Source organism: Azospirillum brasilense (genome assembly GCF_001315015.1).
Taxonomy (GTDB): domain Bacteria; phylum Pseudomonadota; class Alphaproteobacteria; order Azospirillales; family Azospirillaceae; genus Azospirillum; species Azospirillum brasilense.
Map to the genome: position 1 here is coordinate 951,278 of NZ_CP012915.1, position 21,549 is coordinate 972,826.

Sequence of the window (21,549 nt, forward strand, 5' to 3'; positions counted from 1 at the left end):
GAGGTGTCGGAATACGCCGTGTACGAAACATGAAATGCCCCTCGCCCGTTGCATTAACCCGGAAGGATTGTAGCCCGCTGCAATGCTGCATTGCGGGAGACATTTCTGTATTATTTTAGGAACATTGGGAAATTTTGGTCGCTGCGTTGCACTCGTGCCCAAGAATTGCCAAAATCGGATGACCGCAAAGGCGGCATCACTCCCTTCCCGGCGCGAGGACTATGGAGACGGCGAGCACCATCATCCTGATCGGATCGTCGCTGCTGATCGTCAGCATCCTGACCAGCTATCTGGCGCTGCGGATCGGCACACCGCTGCTGCTGATCTTCCTGGGCGTCGGGCTGTTCGCCGGGATCGACGGCATCGGGGGCATCAGCTTCAACGACGCAAACAGCGCCTTTTTGATCGGCTCCATCGCGCTCGCCGTGATCCTCTTCGAAAGCGGCCTGGACACCAAGCTGTCGAGCTACCGTGCCGCCGCCTGGCCGGCGCTCAGCCTCGCCACCTTCGGGGTCGCCATCACCTCCGGGGTCGTCGGAGTCGCCGCGCATTTTCTGCTGGGCCTGCCCTGGATCGAATCCTTCCTGGTCGGCGCGGCGGTCAGCTCCACCGACGCGGCGGCGGTGTTCTTCCTGCTGCGGGTCGGCGGGATCACCATCCGCGACCGCGTGCGCTCGACGTTGGAGATCGAGTCCGGCAGCAACGACCCGACGGCCATCCTGCTGACCGCCATGCTGGTGGAGGCGGCGCTGCACGGCTGGGGAACGCCGCTGGAACTGGCCGGCTTCCTGGTCAAGCAGATCGCCGGCGGGGCGGTTCTGGGCGTCCTGGGCGGGGCCGGGCTGGCCGCCTTCATCAACAAGGCCCGCCTCGACCCCGGCCTGAACCCGGTGGTCACCCTGGCCTTCGCCCTGTTCCTGTTCGCCGGAACGAACGAGCTGGGGGGCAGCGGCTTCCTGGCCGTCTACGCCGCCGGCCTTGTCGCCGGAAACGTGAAGCTGCGCGGGGCGCTGGGCCTGCGCCAGTTCCATTCGGGCCTGACTTGGCTCAGCCAGATCGTCATGTTCGTCATGCTGGGCCTGTTCGCCACCCCGCATGATTTCAGGGCGATCGCCCTGCCCGCCCTGGCGCTTGCCGCCCTGCTGATTCTGCTGGCGCGCCCGCTGGCGGTGTGGCTGTGCCTGCTGCCATTCCGCTTTTCGGCCAACGAGAAGACTTTCATGGCCTGGGTTGGGCTGCGCGGCGCGGTGTCGATGCTGCTGGCACTGGTGCCGATCCTCGGCGAGTTGCCGGGCGGACAGGTGATCTTCAACACGGCCTTCCTGGTGGTGATCGTGTCGCTGGCGGTGCAGGGCTGGACCATCGGCCCGATGGCGCGCTGGCTGAAGCTGATCGTTCCGCCTCGGCGCGGCCCGGTCGAGCGGTTCGAGCTGGAACTGCCCGGCGGGGCCGACCAGGAGATGGTCGCCTACACCGTCCACCCCAAGAGCCCCGCCGCCCGTGGCCAGCGCACGCCGCGCTTCGCCCGCCCGTCCCTGGTCATCCGCGACGGGCGCGTGGTGCCGCTGCACAAGGCGCGGACGCTCCAGGCCGGGGACATGGTCTATCTGTTCACCCCGCCCAGCCAACTGCCGCTGATCGACAAGCTGTTCGCCGAGAGCCGCCCTCTGGATCAGGACGACCGTGCCTTTTACGGCGATCTGGCGCTGAACCCCGACGCGACGGTGGAGCAGATCGCCGAGATGTACGGCCTGCCCCTGTCGCTGGCGAACGCCCAGCGCTCCCTGCGCGACCTGCTGCGCAACGAGTTCGGCGGCGCCTGCGAGCTGGGCGACCGGATGCGCATGGGCAGCGTTGAACTGATCGTCCGCGACATGCAGGACGGTCAGATCACCTCGGTCGGGCTCGCGCTGGAGCCGTCGGCGATGGACAAGCCCCGCGTTCCGCTGTTCCAGGGCCCGGAACGGCTTTGGCAGACGATCCTGTCATGGTGGTCGAAACGCTCCTTCCGCCGCTGGCAGCGCCGGGAAACCCGCCGCGAGCGCCTGCCCGCCCGCGCCATCGAGACACCCGCCTTGGCCGGGAAGGAGCCGGAACGGCTGGAGGGATGACCCTCCCCGTCCCTCCCGCCGGGCCTCAGGCCATTGCGGGCTGTTGGGCGCGGATCATCGCCGCGAAGGCGTCGGGGGCGGCGGGGCGACCGAACAGATAGCCTTGGAGCAGGTCGCAGCCGACGGACACCAGGAAGTCGCGCTGCTCCTCCGTCTCGACCCCCTCGGCCACCGTGACGAGGCCAAGACCGTGCGCCATGCCGACCGCGGCGCGGACCAGCGCCCCGTTCTTCAGGTTGTCCGGAATGTCCGCCATGAAGGCGCGGTCGATCTTCAGCTTCGACACAGGAAGCTGCTGCACGTAGCTGAGCGACGAGTAGCCCGAGCCAAAGTCGTCGATGGCCACCTGGACGTCGATGGCCTCCAATTCCGTCAGGGTCTGCACGGCGGCCTTCAGATCGCGCACCGCGGCCTGCTCGGTGATCTCCAACCCCAGACGCCCCCGCAGTTCAGGATGACGCCCCAGCAGCTCCTCAAGGCGGGCGCTGAGGTTGCCGCGCAGGAACTGCGGACCCGAAATGTTGATGAATATCTGATTGGGCAGGGTACCCGCCGGCTCCCACACCGCCATCTGCTCGACGACGGCGTTCAGCACCCAGTCGGTGATGGGAACGATCAGGCCGCTTTCCTCGGCAACCGGGATAAATTCGCCGGGAGAGACCGCACCCAGCGTGTGCTGGTTCCAGCGCAGCAGCGCCTCAGCCCCTACGATCCGGCCGGAACGGGCCTCCACGATGGGTTGGTAGGCCATGTGCAGCTCGTTCCGCTCGATGGCATGGGCGAGATGCATGGTCAGGAACATGCGCCGGGTCGCCGCCGCGGCCATCTCCGGGGTGTAGAAGCAGACGGCGTTGCCGCCGTTGTGCTGCGCGGCCTGAAGCGCCAGCTTGGCCTTGGCGTTCAGCTCCTCCAGCGTGCGGATGTCGGCGTCCTGCACCGCGGCGCCGATGGACAGGCGCAGCCGCACCCAATGCCGGTCGGCGTAGATGGAGGCGGTCAGCCGATCATGCAACAGGTCGGCCAGGGTCTCCGCCTGCTCCGCGCTTTCCACGCGGGACAGGGCGGCGAATTCGTCGGCGGCGATGCGGCAGACGTAGGTCTGCTGCGGCAGCACCTCCGTCACGCGGCTGACCATCGCCTTCAGCGCGGCGTCGCCGACATGGAAACCGAACGCCTCGTTGATGTCGCTGAACTGGTCGACGTCGAGCGCGTAGAGCGCGAACAGGCCGCCCTCCTGGCCGGGAAAGGGCGCAGCCAGCACGGCCTCGCACTCCTCCAGGAAGGCGGTGCGGGTCAGAACGCCGGTCAACGGATCGTGCCGGGCGAGATAGGTCGCTTTCTGCTCCGCCGCCAGCCGCTCCGAGATGTCGCGAATGATGCCGACAAACACGACATCGCGCGCCAAGCGGGCCTGGCCGACGCTGAGATGGATCGGGAACACCGCGCCGTCCTTGCGCCGTCCCAGCGCGTCGCGCCCGATGCCGATGATCTTGGCGCGATCCGTCTCCAGGTAGCTGCCGATGTACTTGTCATGGTCGCGGGAGAAGGGCGGCGGCATCAGAACGGAAACGTTCCGGCCGATCAGTTCCTCCTCATCATAGCCGAACAGGTCGCGGCAGGACCGGTTGACCGTGCGGATGATGCCGTTGCGGTCCGCCACCACCACGCCATCCACCGCCGCGTCGAGCAGCGTCGTCACGAAGGGGTCGCGGCGCAGGACGAAATCGGCGACACGGGCCGGGTCGGTCACGTCCTGGAACAGCCCGAGAAAGCCTTGCCCGCCGTCGCCGGTGCGGTGGGGAAGGACGCAGCCGGTCAGGACACCACGCCCGCCGTCCGCGCGCTCGACCTCGCAATCCACCGGAGCGGCTTCCCCGGTCTGTCCGGAGCGGTCCAACGCCTGCACGATGGAGCGCGCCAGAGGATGGTCGAATTCGGCAAGGCACCGCCCCGCCAGATCTTCGGGCGAGGTCCGCAACACGGCGGCGAAGGCCGGATTGGCGAACAGGCAGCGCCGCCCGGCGTCGGCGTAGACCAACGCGAAGGACGCTTGATGCATCAGGCTTTCGGCCAGCGACGCCAGAAACGCCGATGTCGTCGGCATTGCCGGTGCGGACGAGCCGTCAGGCCCCTGATGCTCTGCCGGAGACACGTTGACCAAAACCGTACCCGCTCACCAAGGCGACCCCGAGGCTCGACACGAGGCCCGATACCCAGGGGTGCACAAAAACCGAGTTGTCATTATGACGGCTTGCGAAGCATTTTCCAACAAATTGCGGCGAAATCACAACATCTGTTGCATCCCCCACTCCCCCCACCACAACCCTGGGCAGGAGAACACAGCCCCGTCTCACCCGAAGGAACGGCCTCGGCAACGGAATCCAACCCTCTAGGACCTACGCCTTTCGATATACACCACAAAGGGGAGGGAGGCAACAAGCCCCCCTTTACGCCGCTGCGGCGAGTTCCCGCACCCGCTGGGACAGCTTCTGAAAAGCGCGCTCCTCGATCTGGCGGATGCGCTCACGGCTGACACCGTAGACGGCGGCCAGATCCTCCAGCGTCTTCGGCGACGGGCTGAGGCGGCGGGCGGTCAGGATGTCGCGCTCGCGGTCCTTCAGCACCGCCATCGCGTCGCGCAGCAGGGCGCTGCGGTGCATCGCCTCATCGCGCTCCAGCAGGCTGTCCTCGGCATTCGGGCGCTCGTCGGGCAGGAAGTCCTGCATCTCCGCGGTCCCCTCCCCGGCGGAGAGCGGCGCGTTCAGCGAGGCGACCGGCTGGACGAAGCGGCGGTTCACCGCCACCACGTCGCTTTCCGGAACGTCGAGTTCCCGGGCGATGCGGGACACGCTTTCCGGCTTCAAATCGCCGTTGCCGAACTCGCCCAGTTTGCGCTTCAGGCGGGACAAGCCGAAGAAGAGCTTTTTCTGGGCGCCGGTGGTGCCCAGCTTCACGAGGCTCCAGGAGCGCAGGATGTATTCCTGGATGGAGGCCTTGATCCACCACATCGCGTAAGTGGAGAGGCGGAAGCCGCGGTCCGGCTCGAACTTGCGGACGGCGGTCATCAGGCCGATGTTGCCCTCGCCGACCAGATCGGTCATGGGCAGACCATAGCCGCGGAAGCCGGTGGCGATCTTGACGACCAGGCGCAGATGGCTGGTCACCAGCTTGCGGGCCGCCTCCATGTCGCCATGCTGGCGCCACGCGGTGGCCAGCACATACTCCTCCTCCGCACCCAGAACGGGGAAGCGGTGGATCTGCTCGATGTAACGGGACAGCGACTCGCCGGGAAAGGGCGTGGTCAGTGCCAATGCGGTGCTCATGTCACATCCTCTTGAAAGCGATATGACCCAATTCGCCGGTCCCCGTGATGAGCGGCCGGCGCCCTCCTTGTGAAGGCAGCATCAGTTTACGCGGACGGAACGCCAAGTCAACGCCGTGTGTCTGCGCATGGCGGGTGCCTTGACCTATATGCATGGCGGCCCCAGCCCATAAACGGAGCGTAAACCAGCCGTGCCTTATTCAAGTCGGCAAAACCCCAAGCACCGACTCATGAGAGGGCAGACTCTGATGGCCGACATCCTCGTCGTCGATGACGATCCGGTATCTCTCAGCATCATCAGCAAGATTCTGGAGAAGGAAGGCAACAACGTGACCGGTTGCGGTGACGCGCGGGCGGCCATCGAGTCATTGACGTTCCATGAGTTCGACCTGCTGGTCACCGACCTCATCATGCCGGAGCATGACGGGTTCGAGGTCATCCAGGTGGCCAAGAATCTTCGTCCGGACCTGCGGATCATCGTCCTGTCCGGGATCGACGAGCGGGTGCCGCCGGAACTGACCATGCAGGCCCTGACCAAGCTGGGCGTCGCCCGGATGGTCCGCAAGCCGATCAAGCCTGCGGTCCTGGCTTCCGAAGTGCTTGCGGTGCTGATCGCCGGCTGATGGGGGCGACAGGCGGTCGCCGGCCGGCGTATGGCTTCCTTGCGGTTGCGTCGGGGCAAGGCTTGCCTCACCCTGCCCTCGCAGACCCGCCTCTCTTCTTTGGGAAGTCCGCATGATCCGCGCCGCTATCGCCACCCTCCTGTCCGCAAGCCTCTTCGCGGGCGCGCTGAGCTTTGCCGCCCCAGCGGCGGCGGAAGCGCCGGCCTTCGGGTTGCCGCTCGCGTGCCGGATCGGGGAAACCTGCTTCATCCAGAACTACGTCGATGAGGATTCCGGCCCCGGCTGGCGCGACCATGCCTGCGGACGGCTGAGCTACGACGGCCATGACGGCACGGACTTCCGTCTCCCCGACTACACGGCGATGGACAAGGGCGTCGCCGTGCTGGCCGCCGCCTCGGGAACCGTCCTGCGGGTGCGCGACGGCATGGAGGACGTGAACGTCAACGTCATCGGGCGCGACACGGTGATGAAGGTCGGGGGCGGCAACGCCGTCATCATCGATCATGGCGACGGCTGGCAGACCGCCTACCTCCACATGAAGCGCGGCAGCGTCGCGGTCACCCCCGGCCAGCGGGTGGAGGCTGGACAACGGCTCGGCGACGTCGGGCTGTCAGGCCTGACCGAGTTTCCCCATCTGCATTTCGGCGTCCGCCACAACGGTGCCGTCGTCGATCCCTTCGTCGGCCAGCAGCCCTTCACCGCCTGCAACCAGCCCATGGCGCCGCTGTGGAACGCCGCCACGGCCAAGGCGCTGGCCTACCGCCCGACGGCCGGCCTCAGCGCCGGCTTCGCCACCCGCCGCGTTCCGGAGGCCGAGCCGGCCCGCCACGGCGAATTCGCCGGGGAGGTGCTGACTCCGGACGCGCCCCTGCTGGTGCTGTGGTCGGACATCATGGGCGTCCGCGACGGCGACACCCAGCGGATCCGCATCCTCGACGGCGATGGCCGGACGCTGTTCGACAACAGCAAGGGCATCACCGGGGACAAGGCCGTCTGGTTCGCCTATCAGGGGCTGAAGCGCCCGGCGTCGGGATGGCCCAACGGACCCTACAAGGGCATCGTGACGCTGTCCCGCGATGGCAAGACGGTGGTCACACTGGAACGCCGGCTGGACGTTCGCTGACGCCCCGCCGTCCCATCACTGCACCGATCACTGGGCCGACCCCGACGTCATGCGGTCGGGGACGCCCTGGGTCAGCAGCGTGGTCAGCCAGCGGAAGTTCGGCGCGCTTTCGGCCTGGAGCGCGCTCTGCACCACCTGCATGGCCTCCTCGGCGTTGGGCGCCCGCATGTCGGGCGTGTGGCTTTCGGCCTGACCGGCGGACGCCGTGTCGCCATCGCTCTGCGCGAAGACGCTGACGGCGCCCACTCCCAGCCGATGGGCGATCGCGGAACTTCCCGTGACCGGACCCGCCGGGGAGGACGCCATCAGGCCCGACGCGCCATCCTCGCCGCCGACGCCATTCAACTGCTCCAGCATCGCGGCGAACTGGCCGGCGAGTTCCCCGGCCTGCCGGGGCGCACCCGTGCCTTTGCGCTCCAGAAGCTCTTCAGCCCGGATGCGCATCAACTGGGAAGCGTCGGCGTTGGCCGGTATCGACATGGCGCGTGGACCCTGCGGCGTTCGGCTACCGGATCAGGGCAAGCAAGGGACGGGCCATCGTCGCAACGGGCGGAGAAGCTGGCAGTGCGGCCTCCCCGCCGCCCACGCGCCCGGCAAAAATTTCCGCCTCACCCGGCAAGAATGACCGGCCGTCCGGCAAAACCGACCCTGCGGCGCGCCCTTGCCGGCCCTCAGTCCCGGAAGTTCAGATACTGCAGAGGCTGCTCGATCTTCAGCCCGCGCACCAAGGCGATGGCGTCCTGGAGGTCGTCGCGCTTCTTGCCGGTAACGCGCAGCTCGTCGCCCTGGATGGAGACCTGGACCTTCATCTTGGCGTCCTTGATTGCCTTGACGATGGTCTTGCCGAGGTCCTGAGCGATGCCCTGTTTGACGGTGACGACCTGCCGCAGCGCGTCGCCCGCCGCCCGCTCCGGCGGCTTGGAATAGTCGAGGGCGCCGGCGTCCAGCTTCCGCCGGGTCACATAGACCCGCAGCAGCTCCTGCATCTGCTCCAGTTTGGGAGCGTCGTCGGCCAACAGGGTGATGTCGTTCTCTGTGCGCTCCACGGTGCAGCGCGAGCCCTTGAAGTCGAACCGGGTCTCGATCTCGCGGCGCATGCCGTTCAGCGCGTTGTCGATTTCGTGGATGTCGGTCTTGGACACGATGTCGAAGGACGGCATAGGACTCTCTTTGCTCGAACGGACTGAATCGCGGAACCGTAGACGAGGCCGCACCCCGCCTTCAAGAGGCCTTCATGGACGCTGTGACGGAAAGCGGTCCGCAGGCGCCACCAGCCCGCCGAACGTCTCAGGTCGGTTGGCCGGGGTGCTGGAACTCGATTCCCGGATTGCCGCCCGGTCCGCCGTTGCCGGGGGCGTTCTCATAAGGTTTGTCCGGCATTTTCGGCTGCGGCTGCGCGTAGAAGCGCGGCTCCCGGTCGTCCCAGGACCGCTCGAAGGGCAGCCGCATCATCGGATTGGTGCCGTTGCGCTGGGCCTCGCGCTGGGCCTCCTGCAACTGCTCCGCCATGCGGCGGTCCCAGGGCAGGCGGTAGAGGTTGGGCGCCTGCTCCCAGAGAAGGGTGAGATAGATCGCCTCGTTCTCCACCAGCGTGGCGCTCAGAACCTTCGCCTCGCGGACGTTGGACCCCATCCATTCCAGCGTGACCGGCTTCGCCCGGCCCAGCAGCGCCGCCGGTGCGGCGTAGGCCGCCGGCAGCAGCAGGGCGAACAGCAGCAGGATCACCACGCGCGCCATCCGATTGCGCGTCCAGCGCAGGGCCGACAGGACGAGCAGCAGGGTGACGACGGCAACGAAGCCGAAAATGACGGTCAGGCTTTCCATGGCGCACTCCCGGTCCGGCGGGTCAATTCTTGGCCGAGCGCAGCGGCTTGAACACGGCGTTCAGGGACCCCGGCACCAGTTCGCCCCGTTCGGTCAGGTTAAAGCGGAAGGCGGTGATCTCCTGCCCTTCGTGGTCCAGCCGGACGCGCGTGGCGGCGATGGTGGCGGCTCCCGATTCATGCTCCGCCTTGACGCGGGCAACCACCCGGACCCAGATGGGAAACACATTCTCCAGATTGCGGAACATGTGCACGTTGACGGTGTATTCCCCCGGAGGAATGCCACGGGAGTAGGAGGTCTCGAAATTGATTTCCGTGGGATCGGCGTAGGCGCCCAGATCGTCGCGCAGCAGGTTGAAGATCAGCCCCGACTTGTTCGAGTAGCCGACCGGCACGTCCCCTGGCGCCTGCACCCACAGATCGACGTCGCTGCGCAGCTTGTCGTCCCAGCGCGCCTCGATGATGACGTTTCCCGGCGGTTCCATGCCTGCGGCAGCGGATGACGAGGATTCGTTCTGTTGGTTGGCTTCGGTCTTCTTGGCCTCGTTGATGAAGGGGACCGCCAGAACCGCGCAGGCCACGAAGCCGCACAGCAGCAGCGTCAGCAGGTCGCGCGCGACGAGCACACCGGTTTGGTCCTCGCCCAGGAAATCGTTCATGATGTGGCCTCGCCGCCGAGCACGCCGTAGGGAGCCGCCTGAGGCGCGGCGAACTCCGAAGCCCCTGTCCGCGGAGCAAGCCGCGAGCGGGCGTGGGCCTCGTCCATGATCAGCGCGCACAGCGAGGCCGTGGCCCCGCGCAGGAGTTGCAGGTTGCAGGTGGTCCACAGGCACAGGGCGCCACCGAGCATCGTGGCGTAGATCGCCACGCCCAGACCGCTCGCAAGCGTGGTCACCATGGCGCCGGCCGAGGCGGCGTTGCCCACCATGTCCGGCGTGATGTTCGCGGCGAACAGGCTGAAGCCCCAGGCCGTACCGATCAGGCCGAGCATGCCGAGCGCGTTGGCGATGTGCTGAAGGTGCGAAATCCGGGAGAACAGGCGGATTTCCAGGGCACGCTCGCTCTCGACCTTCATCAGCCGTCCGCCGCCGAGCTTGGCCCGGTCCAGTTCACCGCCGATCTTCCACACCCGATAGGCCGACATCACCAGACCGACGACGAAGACGATCCCGATGATCGCGGTCGCCACGGCGATGTGTCCGGTCAGGACCCGGTCCAGCCACCCCTGCGCATAGAGAACGAAGACGAACGCCGAGATCGTCAAATTGAAGGCAACGAATTTCGCCTTGAGGAGCCACTGTTCTTCCATGGTTTTGACCCTGTGACGGTTGCGTGTGTCTCCGGATCGTCATGTTCAGGCGGCAAAGACGCGTAAAGGCTGCGCCACGGAAAGCCGGGCGGCGATGGCGGGATCAGGAGAGCGGAGGACGAATGCGGGACGGCGTGCGCTGACAGCCCCGGCGCAGTCGGTCCGGGCGCTGGTGGCGGGACGGCTCCATGTCGGCCATCGGTTCATCGGCGCACCTTCGCCGGAATTGCGCGATGACGGAGCCTTTCAGGAGTCATCCGTCACGTCATGAACCCCGGCCCAGGCCAAGAGTTCCCGACACCCGGCGACGGACCTGCCGGGTGGACGCGCGACGCGGCGGGGGAAAACCCCCGTGGTGGGAGAGAGGAAGGGAGCGAATCGGGGCGTTTCGTCCCGGCAATCGTCCTTACGGAAATGGCCCTTTACGCCACGCCCTTTTCCTTCAGGAAGGGGCCATACTTCTTGTCGGTACCCTGGATGTGCTTGATAAGCCAGTTCTTCAGGAAGTTCATCACCTCCATGCTCAGCGTGGCGGTGGCGCCGGCGTGATACTTGCGCTGCACCTCCAGCACTTGGCTGGCCAGCGCATCGTGTTCCGCCTTGTGGGCGTCGCGGTCCGGATAGCCGAGGCGGGCGAAATGCTCCTCCTCATGGGTGAAGTGCGACTTGGTGTAGGCGACGAGGCTGTCGAGGATGCCGCCCAGCGCCTCCTTGCTGCGCCCCGCCTGGACGGCGTCGAACAGTTGGTTGACCAGAGCGACCAGTTGCTTGTGCTCCTCGTCGAACTGCGCGATCCCGACGCTCAGCTTCTCGTTCCACACCATCAGCGGCATTTCGTTCCGTCCCCTCGCGCTGGGCCTCGCATGATCGGCCAGGAATAGACCACAGCCCGCGAAAGGGTACCGTCTTCGGGTGGAGGCTTCAACGGTCGGCAACGCGACGACCGGAACCAATCCGACGGGCGGCTGTTCGTCAGACGTTTCCAGAAAAGAGGAACATTTCATGAACGCGAAGCACGACGACAAAGGCGACAGCCAAGCCCATCGCGCAGAGGCGCCGAATTCGGAAACCAACCCGAAAACCGCGCACGTCGGAGGTGCCGACCACTCGAACCGCGAGAAGGATCCGGACGATTGGACGACGGGGGACGAACCGATGACCGGGGCGCAGGCCTCCTACCTGAAGACACTCAGCGAGGAGGCCGGCGAAGGCTTCGACGGGGACCTGACGAAGGCCGAAGCCTCCAAACGCATCGACGCCCTTCAGGACAAGACCGGCCGCGGCGCCTGACGGTCGCCGCCGCGGCCTTTTGCCCTCAGGCCATCTCCTCCGCGAAATGGCAGGCAACCAGCCGCTCGTCCACGGGGCGCAGCGCCGGCACCTCGGTCGCGCAGCGCTCCGTGGCGTGGGGGCAGCGCTTGTGGAAGGGGCAACCCGGCGGCGGGTTCAGCGGCGAGGGCAGTTCGCCCTTGGGGATCACCCGCTCTGCCCGCAGCGCCGGGTTCACCCGCGGCGTGGCGGCCATCAGGATGCGGGTGTAGGGGTGGCGCGGCCGGCTGTAGACCACGTCCTTCGGCCCGTGCTCCACCGGCCGGCCCAGATACATCACCATGACCGCGTCGGCGATGTGCCGGACCACGCTGAGGTCGTGGGAGATGAACAGGTAGGCGAGGTTCAGCTCCTCCTGAAGGTCCATCATCAGGTTGAGCACCTGCGCCTGGATGGACACGTCGAGCGCCGACACCGGCTCGTCCGCCACCACCACCCGCGGGTTCAGCATCAGTGCGCGCGCGATGGCGATGCGCTGGCGCTGGCCGCCGGAGAACATGTGCGGATAGCGGTCCACCTGATCGGGGCGCAGTCCGACCTTCGCCATCATGGCGACGGCCCGCTCCCGCCGCTCCTGCTTGCCCATCGGGGTGTTGATGACCAGCGGCTCCGACAGGATCGAGCCCACGGTCTTGCGCGGGTTCAGCGATCCGTAGGGGTTCTGGAACACCATCTGAACGGTGCGCCGCAGTTCCTTCATCTCCGACGCGGTGCGCCCGACCACGTCGCGCCCGTCGTAGAGAAGCTGGCCCGAGGACGGCGGCTCGATCATCGTGACGGAGCGCGCCAGCGTCGACTTGCCGCAGCCGGACTCGCCGACCACCGCCAGCGTCTTCCCGGCTTCAAGCTGGAAGGACACGCCGTCCAGCGCCTTGACGGTGGCCGCCGGCTTGAAGGCGCCGCGCTTCACCGCGTAGTGCTTGCGCAGGTGGATGGCTTCCAGGACCACCGGGCCGGTGGCCGGCATGACGTCGGTGAGGATGTCGGTCATCACAGAACCTCCCCGGCGCCGACCGGTGCGTCGGCCAGCGGATAGAAGCAGCGCGCCTTGCCGGCGTCCACGTCGAACAGGGCCGGCCGCTCGATGCGGCAGCGGTCGGTGGCGAAGCGGCAGCGCGGGTTGAACAGACAGCCCTGCGGCCGGTCGCCGATGCCCGGCACCACGCCGGGAATCGTCGGCAGCCGACGCTTGCCCAAAGCCCGCTCCGGCAGCGCGTCGAGCAGCGCGCCGGTGTAGGGGTGGCGCGGCGCCTTGAACAGGGCGTCCACCGGGCGCGTCTCGGCGACCTGCCCGGCGTACATGACGACCACCCGCTGCGCCGTCTCCGCCACCACGCCCATGTCGTGGGTGATGAGGATCAGCGCCATGCCCCGCTCCTTCTGGAGGCGGACCAGCAGGTCGAGGATCTGCTTCTGGATGGTCACGTCCAGCGCCGTCGTCGGCTCGTCCGCGACCAGCAGGCGCGGGTTGCAGGCGATGGCGATGGCGATCATCACGCGCTGGTTCATGCCGCCGGAGAGCTGGTGCGGGAAGGCCGACAGGCGGCTTTCCGGAGCCGGGATGCCGACCTGCTCCAGCAGCTCGATGGCGCGGTTGCGCAGCGCCTTGCCGGACAGCCCCTCATGCACCTTCAGCGTCTCCATGATCTGGAAACCGACGGTGAAGCAGGGGTTGAGGCTGGTCATCGGCTCCTGGAAGACCATGGCCACGTCCTTGCCGGTGATCTTCCGGCGCTGCGACGGGCTCATCGCCAGCAGGTCCTTGCCGCCGAACCGCATATGGTCGGCAACCACCGTGCCGTTGGAGCCGAGCAGGCCCATCACGGCGAGCGAGGTCACGGACTTGCCGGACCCGGACTCGCCGACGATGCCCACCACCTCGCCCTCGTCCACGGTGAGGTCGATCCCGTCCACGGCGCGGAAGGTGCCGGCGCGCGTGGTGAACTCGACGGACAGGTTCTTGATGTCGAGAAGAGGCATGGTGGGTATCAGCGTTTCAGCTTGGGGTCGAGCGCGTCGCGCAGCCCGTCGCCCAGCAGGTTGAAGGCCAGCACCGTCACCAGGATGGCCACGCCGGGCCAGGTGACGACCCAAGGGGCGCGCTGGAGGAACTGGAGGGAGGAGGCCAGCATGGTGCCCCACTCCGGCGTCGGCGGCTGCGCGCCGAGGCCGAGGAAGCCCAGCGCCGCGGCGTCCAGGATCGCCGTGGAGAAACCCAGCGTCGCCTGGACGATCAGCGGTGCCACGCAGTTCGGCAGGATCACCACCAGCATCAGCCGCAGCGGCCCGGCCCCCGCCACGCGGGAGGCGACGACGTAGTCCTTGTTCGTCTCCGCCATCACGGCGGCGCGGGTCAGGCGGGCGTAGTGCGGGATGACCACGATGGACACGGCCAGCATGGCATTGACCAGCCCCGGCCCGAGGATCGCCGCCACCACCACGGCCAGCAGCAGGCTGGGCAGCGACAGCAGGATGTCCATGAGGCGCATGACCAGCGCGTCGGTGACGCCGCCGAAGAATCCGGCGATCATGCCCAGCGCCAGCCCGACAGCCAGCGACAGCGTGACGACGATCAGGCCGATCATCATCGACAGCCGCGCCCCGAAGATCAGGCGGGACAGCATGTCGCGCCCGATGTCGTCGGTGCCGAGGAGGAAGGCCCAGCGCCCGCCCTCCTGCCAGACCGGCGGCACCAGGATGGCGTCGCGGTACTGGATGTTGGGGTCGTGCGGCGCCACCAGCTCGGCGAACAGCGCGACCACGGCGATCAGAAGGATCACGGCGAGGCCGGCCATGGCCCCCTTGTTCTGCCGGAAATGGTACCAAAACTCGACCAGCGGGTGCGGCGGCTGGGAAACCGGCGGAGAAGCGGCCGGAAGAGTCTCCGGAACGCCCGTCGTCGTGGGAGTCGTCATGGCTCACCTCACCGCGAATGGCGGATTCGGGGGTTCAGGACGCCGTACAGAACGTCCACCAGCAGGTTCACGGTCATCACCGTCGTCGCGATCAGCAGCACCCCGCCCTGGAGCGCCGGATAGTCGCGGCGGTTGATGCTCTCGATCAGCCACTTGCCCACGCCGGGCCAGGAGAAAATGGTTTCGGTCAGGATCGCGCCGCCCAGCAGCGTGCCCACCTGGAGGCCGATCACGGTGACCACGGGGATCAGCGCGTTGCGCAGGGCGTGCATGCCGATCACCCGCTTGCCCGCCAGCCCCTTGGCCTTCGCGGTGCGGATGTAGTCCTCGCCCAGCACCTCCAGCATGGCGGAGCGCGTCATGCGCGCCACGACGGCCAGCGGAACGGTGCCGAGAACGATCATCGGCAGGATGAGATGGTGCAGCGCCGACCAGAAGGCGCCGTATTCACCCGCCATCAGCGTGTCGATCAGCATGAAGCCGGTCACCGGCTCCACGTAGTAGAGCAGGTCGAGCCGCCCGGACACCGGCGTCCAGCCCAGCCCCACCGAGAAGAACAGGATCAGCAGCAGGCCCCACCAGAAAATCGGCATGGAATAGCCGGTCAGGCTGATGCCCATCACGCCGTGGTCGAAGATCGAGCCGCGCCGGACCGCCGCGATGATTCCCGCGGGCAGGCCGACCACCGTGGCGAACAGCATGGCCAGCGCCGCCAGTTCCAGCGTCGCCGGGAACAGCGTCACGAATTCGCTGAACACCGAATTGCGCGTCACCAGCGACACGCCGAGGTCGCCCTGGAGGACACCGCCGATGTAGTCGAGGAACTGGTGCCACAGGGGCCGGTCCAGTCCCAGTTCGTGCCGCAGTTCGAGAAGCCGTTCGGGCGGAATTCCGCGCTCGCCGACGCGCACCTCGATGGGGTCGCCGGGGACAAGGCGGATCAGAAGGAAGGTCAGGAAGGTGACGCCGAGAAAGGTCGGAATCACCAAGCTCACCCGCGTCAGGATGAAGCGTAGCATCGGATCGTCACCGGGGGCTCGAAACGAAAGCAAGGGGGCCGCAGCCCCCTTTTTACCTCTGCATCCGCAAAGGGAAGCCGGGGGTTTAATGCCCCGGCGACCGCTTTGTAAAGCCGCTTGCTACGCTGAGTTTATTGTTTCAAATCGACGCCGTAGAAGCGATGGATGCCGAACGGGTCCATCTTGTAATCGACCACATTCTTGCTCAGCGCCATGTGCACGACCGAGTGCGCGACGGTCAGCCACGGAGCCTCTTCCTTGAAGATGACCTGCGCCTGCTCGTACAGCTTGGTGCGGGCGGCGATGTCGGTGGTGCGCTTGGCCTGCACCACGAGGTCGTCGAACTCCTTGTAGCACCACTTGGCGATGTTCGACCCGCCCGGACGCGCGGCCTCGCAGCCGAGGAGGACGTGCAGGAAGTTGTCCGGATCGCCGTTGTCGCCGGTCCAGCCCAGCATGCCCATCTGGTGCTCGCCGGCCTGGAGGCGCTTGCGGTACTCACCCCACTCGTACTGCACGACCTTGGCCTTGATGCCGACCTTGGCGAGGTCCGCCTGCATCATCTCGGCCATGCGCTTGGCGTTGGGATTGTACGGGCGCTGCACCGGCATGGCCCACAGATCGGTCTCGAAGCCGTCCGGGAAGCCGGCCTCGGCCAGCAGCTTCTTCGCGCGCTCCGGATCGTACGGGTAGTCCTCGATCTCCTTGTTGTACGACCACATGGTCGGCGGGATCGGGTTCTTCGCCGGAACGCCGGCGCCCTGATACACCGCGTCGACCACGGCCTTCTTGTCGATGGCCATGTTCAGCGCGCGGCGGACGCGCACGTCGTCGAAGGGCTTCTTGGTGACGTTGAAGGCGAGATAGCCGACGTTCAGGCCTTCCTGCTCCATCAGGGTGATGGCGCTGTCCTTCTTCATCGCCTCCAGATCGGCCGGGTTCGGGTACGGCACGATGTGGCACTCGCCGGCCTTCAACTTGGCGTAGCGGACGGCGGCGTCGGGCGTGATGGCGAAGACGAGGTTGTCGAGCTGCGCCTTGCCGCCCCAGTATGGCTCGAACGCCTTGTAGCGGATGACCGCGTCCTTCTGGTAGGCGACGAACTGGAACGGGCCGGTGCCGATCGGCGCCTGATCGATCTTGTCGATCTGGTTCTTCTTCTGCAGGGCCTCGGCGTATTCGGCGGACTGGATGGGCGCGAAGGGCATCGCCAGATTGGCGATGAAGGGCGCCTCGACCTTGTTCAGCGTGAACTTGACCGTGTAGTCGTCGACCTTCTCGATCGACTTCAGCAGGTCGGGCATCGCCATGTCGTTGAAGTAGTCATAGGCGCCGCCGGACACCTTGTGGAAGGGGTGATCCTTCTTCCACTGGCGGTTGAACGACCACAGGACATCGTCCGCGTTGGCGTCGCGGGTCGGCTTGAAGTCGTTGTTGCTGTGCCACTTCACACCCTTGCGCAGGTGGAACGTGTAGGTCAGCCCGTCCTCCGACACCTCCCACTTCTCGGCGAGGCCGGGGACCACCTTGGTGCCGCCGTACTCGAACTGCACGAGGTTGTTGTACACGGGCAGCGAGACGTCGAAGCTCGTTCCGGTCGTGTTGACCATCGGGTTGAAGTTTTCGGGGCTGCCCTCGGAGCAATAGACGAGGGTCTTGGCGGCCTGGGCCGGCGCAGCAAGCGCCAAGGTGGCGGCAACGCCGAGCCCGGCACCCAGCAGGATGCGCTTCATTCCTAACAACCTCCCGTGTTCGGTCGAATGGCCGCCCGTTCTTTTCGGCGGCCGGTGATGCGGGTTCATTTGGCGCGTGGCCGAATCGTCTGTCAACACGCAACCAAGCGGCATCACGCAAGCTCCACGGCAGGCGTCAGGCCAAGCGGAATTTCAATCGCGGCCCGATCTCCGTGAAGCCCTCGCGCTGGTAGAATCGCAGAGAATCCGGCCATTCCGCGGCGGACGGCGCCCCCACCTCCACCCGCGACCAGCGATGGCGGCGGCCATGGTCCAGAACGGCCCGGATCAGCACCCGCCCCACCCCGGCGGAGCGCGACTCCGGTGTCACGTACAATTCCCTGATCGTCCCGAACCGGCCCAACGTGGAGATGCAGGCTCCCTCCGACAGGGTTGCGACGCCGAGCGGGCGCCCCGCTCCGTCCTCGGCCAGGAACACCGTGCAGGACGGGCCGTCGCCGTTCAGCAGGGATTCGGCGACGGCCAGCATGACGGCCCGCGGCGTGTCGTTCTGCCCGGCGGAGAGTTCGGAGAGCAGCGCCGCCACGAGGCCGGTGACCGTGCCCGCGTCGGCCAGACCAGCCCTGCGCACATGAACGTCGCTCGATATCATTTTTCCTCGCTCGCGTTGCCATGGAAGGCTTCTGAAGGACTTTCAGAAGTTGCATACCTTTCGAATCGCCCAGATCGAAGCGGACCTACCCTACATGCTGAAAAAAACGATGAAGGGCTATTGACGGCGTGTCAAAGCACCACTACGTTCAACCCTGGCGCAGCACCACCAATTTGGGATGATGCGTCATCCCGTTACGTCGGTTCGCCAGGGGAACGGGAGGAACGGTTGAAGCTGTCAAGGCCGAATGCGATCCCCACCAGGAGAAACGCGAGGTTCATGTTGACCTCCGACATCTTGTTGCGGTTGCACGAAGTCGCCCACGCGAACATCGCTTGGATAGCAGTATAGACCAGCTCGTCGAAGATTCTGCAGACTTAGAGTTAGTTTCGACTAGCTCGCCGCCAACAGTGTGGAGCGGAAGCGATAATCGCATGCAGGCGTAGCTTCCGCTCCCTCTCGCCTTTGGGAGGGACGCTATGGGGAATTGGCGTCTTAAAGAAAGAGATCTTAAGAAATATCCACATTTTGATCCAATTATCAGCATAGAAGAAGCTGAAGCACTTGCAACCGATCCAGAACGGGTTGTTAAGCATGCTTTCTTCCCGTTGATGCGGTATGTTGAAGGATGGAATCGCTTCGCCAAACTTGGCCAGAAAGGTGAAGCTAAAGAGCGGCCAATCCGTTACGCAGCGCGTCGCGACGCCTACATTTATCAGAGATATCGGGAAATACTCTCCTCAGCATATGAGAGAGAGCTAACCGCGCTTGGATTGTCCGATAATATTATTGCATATCGGCGCATTCCGAGTGGCAGTGGGAGTGGAGGAAAATGCAATATCCATTTTGCGTTTGATGCTTTCCAACGCATCCGCCAGCTTGATAACTGCAATGTAATTGCTCTTGATATAAGCAAGTATTATGAGTCACTTGACCACAGTCGTATTAAAGAAATATGGTGCCGACTTATAAAATCGGCGCGGCTGCCACGCGATCATTTTCAAGTTTTTAAATCAATAACTAACTATTCTTATGTTGAAAAGCAAGAAGCCTATGCGCGACTCGGGTATTTTGGAGAGAAAAGAAAAACAAATTCCGGGAAAACTATACATGGATACCTGACGCCATACAATGAAACACCAAAGCACCTATGCAAAGGTTATGTTTTTCGAGAAAAGCTAGCAGGTTCCGGACGAGACCGATCCATAATTCATAAAAATTACCTTACATATGGCATCCCACAGGGGGCGCCCATATCAGATGTAATAGCCAATTTTTATCTTATTGAATTTGATTTCGAAGTTTCTGAATTGGCAAAAAAAATGGGAGGATATTATTACAGATACTCTGACGACATCATTCTTATAGTTCCACGCATGCATGACGACGCTCTTGCATTGACTGATGATATTCGCCTCCTAATTAAGCAGCATGGCGCAAAGTTAGAGATTAAAGAGAAAAAATCATCAGTATTTCACTACTACAAATCTGGAAAAAGGCAGTTCTTTAGCTTAGTAAAGGGAGAAAAGGGGAAAAATGGAATTGAATATCTTGGGTTTCGTTATGATGGCAATTATATTTACCTAAGAGACAGCACTCTATCAAATTTGTATAGAAAAATTGTTCGAGCTGTGCGCCATAGTGCAGAAATAAACGCAAGGAGGTTTCCAAACAAAGGCGAAAAAGAAATATTAGAAAGCATCAATATTGAGGAGATTACAAAATTATTTGGAAAAGTAGAGCGCTTCGATGAAAAATCAGAAAACTATAGAAGCTGGACTTTCTGGACCTACGCATGCAGAGCAAGGGAAATAATGGGCGACCTCGGAAAACCCATACTTCACCAAGTTAAAAGTTACAATGATTTTATTGAAAGAAGGGCCAAACTGGAGGCGGCGCACGCGGTGAAGCGGCGAGAAGGCCGCAAGCCGTCTGTATTACCATAGATCAGCAAGCCTCCGCTTCGATGGTCAGGCTGTCCAGGAGAAAGCTGCCGTCCTCCAGGATGTCGAAGTGGCGGCGCACCTCGTCGGAGGCGAGGTCCTGCAGGGCCCGGATGGCCTGGGCGCGCAGGTCCGGGGTGGAGGTGCGGGCGGTCCAGACGGCGAACTCCATGCGCAGGCGGCGCGGCGTCAGGCCGGTCACCGCGAAACCGGCGCGCGACAGGGCGGCCATCCATTCGGCGGCGCTGTAGTTGCGGACGTGCGAGGTGTCGCGCAGCAGTTCCACGGCCTGGAGGTGGGTGTCCAGCAGCGGGTGGCCCGGCGACACGATGTCGACGAAGACCGCCCGCCCGCCGGGGGCCAGCACCCGCCGCGCCTCGCGCAGGCCGGCCTCGGCGTTCAGCCAGTGATGGGCGCTGAAGCGGCTCAGCACCACGTCGAAATGGCCGTCCGCGAAGGGCAGACGCTCGGCGGGGGCTTGGGTGGTGGTGATGTTGGTCAGCCCGCGCTCCGCCGCGGTGCGGGCCACCGCCTCCAGCATCGGGGCAGTGACGTCCACGGCGACCACCTCGGCGGCGTGCGGCGCGGCGCGGTAGGCGACATGGCCGCCGCCGCAGCCGAGATCCAGCACGCGGCCGGCGTTCCTCCCGCGCAGCGTGTCCTCGATCTGGTCCAGGTCGGCGCCCGAGGCGTGGACGGCGCTGGTCACATAGGCGTCGGCGCGCTGGCCGTACTGCGCGGCGACGACGCCGTGGTGGCTGTTGGTCATGGTGGCGATTCCGTTGGTGTTTGTTGGGGCGTGTCCGTTGTGATGACCCAGCATCGGGCTTCCGGCAAACTGGTACAAGGCAAGCGCTTATCCTGGTATAAGCGCTGCCACCATGAGCTCCGACGACGACACGCGGCACCGGCTGGGCGCCTTCCTGCGCGCCCACCGGGAGCGGCTGACCCCGGCGGAGGCCGGCATTCCGCAGACCGGCTCCGCCCGCCGCCGCACGCCCGGCCTGCGGCGGGAGGAGGCCGCCCAGCTCTGCGGCCTCAGCCCGACCTGGTACACCTGGCTGGAACAGGGGCGTGAGGTTTCCGTCTCCCCCCATGCGCTGGCGCGCATCGCCGGGGCGCTGCGGCTGACCGCGGCGGAGCGCGCCTATCTGTTCGAGCTGTCGCGCAAGCGCGACCCCGATGCCGACGCGAAGGATGGTTCCGGCCAGCCGCCGGCTCCGCTGCTCGCGGCGCTGGAGTCGATGACGGCGCCGGCCTACCTGCTCGACCGCGTCTGGAACGCCTGCGGCTGGAACGCCGCGGCGGCGCATCTCTTCTCCGGCTGGCTGGGCGGGGCGGAGCGGAACCTGCTGCGCTACGTCTTCCTCGATCCCACCGCACGGGGCTTCATCGCCGGCTGGGAGGACCGCGCCCGCCGGCTGCTCGCCGAGTTCCGCGCCGACACCGCCCGCCGCGCCGGCGATGCGGAGGTGACCGCCCTGGTCGACGGCCTGCGCGCGGCCTCGCCCCGCTTCGCCCGGCTGTGGGAGGACCATGGCGTGCTGGAGCGGGAGGGCGGCACCCGCGGCTTCACCCATCCCCAGGACGGGACGCTGGTCTACGAACAAGTGACGTTGTGTCCCGCCGGACGATCCGACTACAAGCTGGTGATGCTGCTGGGGCCGCAGGCTCCGTAAGACGCCC

Annotated in this window: 21 protein-coding genes; 6 read left to right on the top strand and 15 right to left on the bottom strand. The window is 65.4% G+C overall.

Annotated features, from left to right (window positions below; genetic code table 11):
* The first annotated feature begins 221 nt into the window (after positions 1-221).
* Complete coding sequence (locus AMK58_RS18080; protein ID WP_035679082.1) at positions 222-2,111, top strand: potassium/proton antiporter; 1,890 nt, start codon at positions 222-224, stop codon at positions 2,109-2,111.
* Between the two features lie 25 nt (positions 2,112-2,136).
* Here the strand turns inward: AMK58_RS18080 and AMK58_RS18085 are convergent, their stop codons facing one another.
* Positions 2,137-4,215: a putative bifunctional diguanylate cyclase/phosphodiesterase gene (locus tag AMK58_RS18085; RefSeq protein WP_051140628.1), complete on the bottom strand. Its 2,079-nt coding sequence runs from the start codon at positions 4,213-4,215 to the stop codon at positions 2,137-2,139.
* A gap of 343 nt (positions 4,216-4,558) precedes the next feature.
* A complete protein-coding gene (gene rpoH, locus AMK58_RS18090; protein ID WP_035679080.1) occupies positions 4,559-5,434 on the bottom strand; it encodes an RNA polymerase sigma factor RpoH in 876 nt (291 codons plus the stop codon).
* A gap of 229 nt (positions 5,435-5,663) precedes the next feature.
* Between rpoH and AMK58_RS18095 the strand changes: the two genes are divergently transcribed.
* Positions 5,664-6,056: a response regulator gene (locus AMK58_RS18095; RefSeq protein ID WP_236778227.1), complete on the top strand. Its 393-nt coding sequence runs from the start codon at positions 5,664-5,666 to the stop codon at positions 6,054-6,056.
* A gap of 112 nt (positions 6,057-6,168) precedes the next feature.
* Positions 6,169-7,179 carry a M23 family metallopeptidase gene (locus AMK58_RS18100; RefSeq protein WP_051140627.1) on the top strand — a complete coding sequence of 337 codons (1,011 nt, stop codon included), beginning with the start codon at positions 6,169-6,171 and terminating at the stop codon, positions 7,177-7,179.
* Positions 7,180-7,206: 27 nt separating this feature from the next.
* Here the strand turns inward: AMK58_RS18100 and AMK58_RS18105 are convergent, their stop codons facing one another.
* The 6 genes from AMK58_RS18105 to AMK58_RS18130 form a co-directional block, all read right to left on the bottom strand.
* Positions 7,207-7,659 (bottom strand): hypothetical protein, encoded by a 453-nt coding sequence (locus AMK58_RS18105; protein ID WP_051140626.1) that lies wholly within the window; start codon positions 7,657-7,659, stop codon positions 7,207-7,209.
* A 191-nt stretch (positions 7,660-7,850) separates the two neighbouring features.
* Positions 7,851-8,339, bottom strand: coding sequence for a YajQ family cyclic di-GMP-binding protein (locus tag AMK58_RS18110; protein ID WP_035679074.1), 489 nt, complete (start codon positions 8,337-8,339; stop codon positions 7,851-7,853).
* 127 nt (positions 8,340-8,466) lie between these two features.
* Positions 8,467-9,003 carry a hypothetical protein gene (locus AMK58_RS18115; RefSeq protein ID WP_035679071.1) on the bottom strand — a complete coding sequence of 179 codons (537 nt, stop codon included), beginning with the start codon at positions 9,001-9,003 and terminating at the stop codon, positions 8,467-8,469.
* Between the two features lie 22 nt (positions 9,004-9,025).
* Positions 9,026-9,661: a hypothetical protein gene (locus tag AMK58_RS18120; protein ID WP_035679068.1), complete on the bottom strand. Its 636-nt coding sequence runs from the start codon at positions 9,659-9,661 to the stop codon at positions 9,026-9,028.
* A complete protein-coding gene (locus tag AMK58_RS18125; RefSeq protein WP_035679066.1) occupies positions 9,658-10,311 on the bottom strand; it encodes a MotA/TolQ/ExbB proton channel family protein in 654 nt (217 codons plus the stop codon). Before AMK58_RS18125 ends, AMK58_RS18120 begins: the two co-directional genes overlap by 4 nt.
* Before the next feature lie 422 nt (positions 10,312-10,733).
* Positions 10,734-11,144 carry a bacteriohemerythrin gene (locus tag AMK58_RS18130; protein WP_035679064.1) on the bottom strand — a complete coding sequence of 137 codons (411 nt, stop codon included), beginning with the start codon at positions 11,142-11,144 and terminating at the stop codon, positions 10,734-10,736.
* Positions 11,145-11,313: 169 nt separating this feature from the next.
* Between AMK58_RS18130 and AMK58_RS18135 the strand changes: the two genes are divergently transcribed.
* Positions 11,314-11,601, top strand: coding sequence for a DUF3072 domain-containing protein (locus AMK58_RS18135; protein WP_035679061.1), 288 nt, complete (start codon positions 11,314-11,316; stop codon positions 11,599-11,601).
* A gap of 25 nt (positions 11,602-11,626) precedes the next feature.
* On the opposite strand, the gene AMK58_RS18140 is transcribed toward AMK58_RS18135, so the two are convergent.
* The 6 genes from AMK58_RS18140 to AMK58_RS18165 form a co-directional block, all read right to left on the bottom strand.
* Entirely contained in the window at positions 11,627-12,631 is a 1,005-nt protein-coding gene (locus AMK58_RS18140) for a peptide ABC transporter ATP-binding protein (RefSeq protein ID WP_079284970.1), read from the bottom strand.
* Positions 12,631-13,620, bottom strand: coding sequence for an ABC transporter ATP-binding protein (locus AMK58_RS18145; protein ID WP_035679058.1), 990 nt, complete (start codon positions 13,618-13,620; stop codon positions 12,631-12,633). Before AMK58_RS18145 ends, AMK58_RS18140 begins: the two co-directional genes overlap by 1 nt.
* Before the next feature lie 8 nt (positions 13,621-13,628).
* A complete protein-coding gene (locus tag AMK58_RS18150; RefSeq protein ID WP_059399254.1) occupies positions 13,629-14,555 on the bottom strand; it encodes an ABC transporter permease subunit in 927 nt (308 codons plus the stop codon).
* Positions 14,556-14,563: 8 nt separating this feature from the next.
* Positions 14,564-15,574, bottom strand: a complete 1,011-nt coding sequence (locus tag AMK58_RS18155; protein WP_035679052.1) for an ABC transporter permease subunit — start codon at positions 15,572-15,574, stop codon at positions 14,564-14,566.
* Positions 15,575-15,705: 131 nt separating this feature from the next.
* On the bottom strand, positions 15,706-17,307 hold the full coding sequence (locus AMK58_RS18160; RefSeq protein WP_035679049.1) for an ABC transporter substrate-binding protein: 1,602 nt from the start codon (positions 17,305-17,307) through the stop codon (positions 15,706-15,708).
* Between the two features lie 136 nt (positions 17,308-17,443).
* Complete coding sequence (locus AMK58_RS18165) at positions 17,444-17,920, bottom strand: GNAT family N-acetyltransferase (RefSeq protein ID WP_035679047.1); 477 nt, start codon at positions 17,918-17,920, stop codon at positions 17,444-17,446.
* A 479-nt stretch (positions 17,921-18,399) separates the two neighbouring features.
* Here AMK58_RS18165 and AMK58_RS29750 point away from each other — a divergent pair, with 479 nt between their 5' ends.
* The gene (locus AMK58_RS29750; RefSeq protein ID WP_079284989.1) at positions 18,400-19,866 is read left to right on the top strand and encodes a reverse transcriptase domain-containing protein; all 1,467 of its coding nucleotides are present in this window, start codon (positions 18,400-18,402) and stop codon (positions 19,864-19,866) included.
* Between the two features lies 1 nt (position 19,867).
* Here the strand turns inward: AMK58_RS29750 and AMK58_RS18170 are convergent, their stop codons facing one another.
* On the bottom strand, positions 19,868-20,632 hold the full coding sequence (locus tag AMK58_RS18170; RefSeq protein WP_035679133.1) for a class I SAM-dependent methyltransferase: 765 nt from the start codon (positions 20,630-20,632) through the stop codon (positions 19,868-19,870).
* A gap of 112 nt (positions 20,633-20,744) precedes the next feature.
* On the opposite strand from AMK58_RS18170, the gene AMK58_RS18175 reads away from it, so the two are divergent.
* Entirely contained in the window at positions 20,745-21,542 is a 798-nt protein-coding gene (locus AMK58_RS18175; protein ID WP_059399255.1) for a helix-turn-helix transcriptional regulator, read from the top strand.
* Positions 21,543-21,549 lie beyond the last annotated feature (7 nt).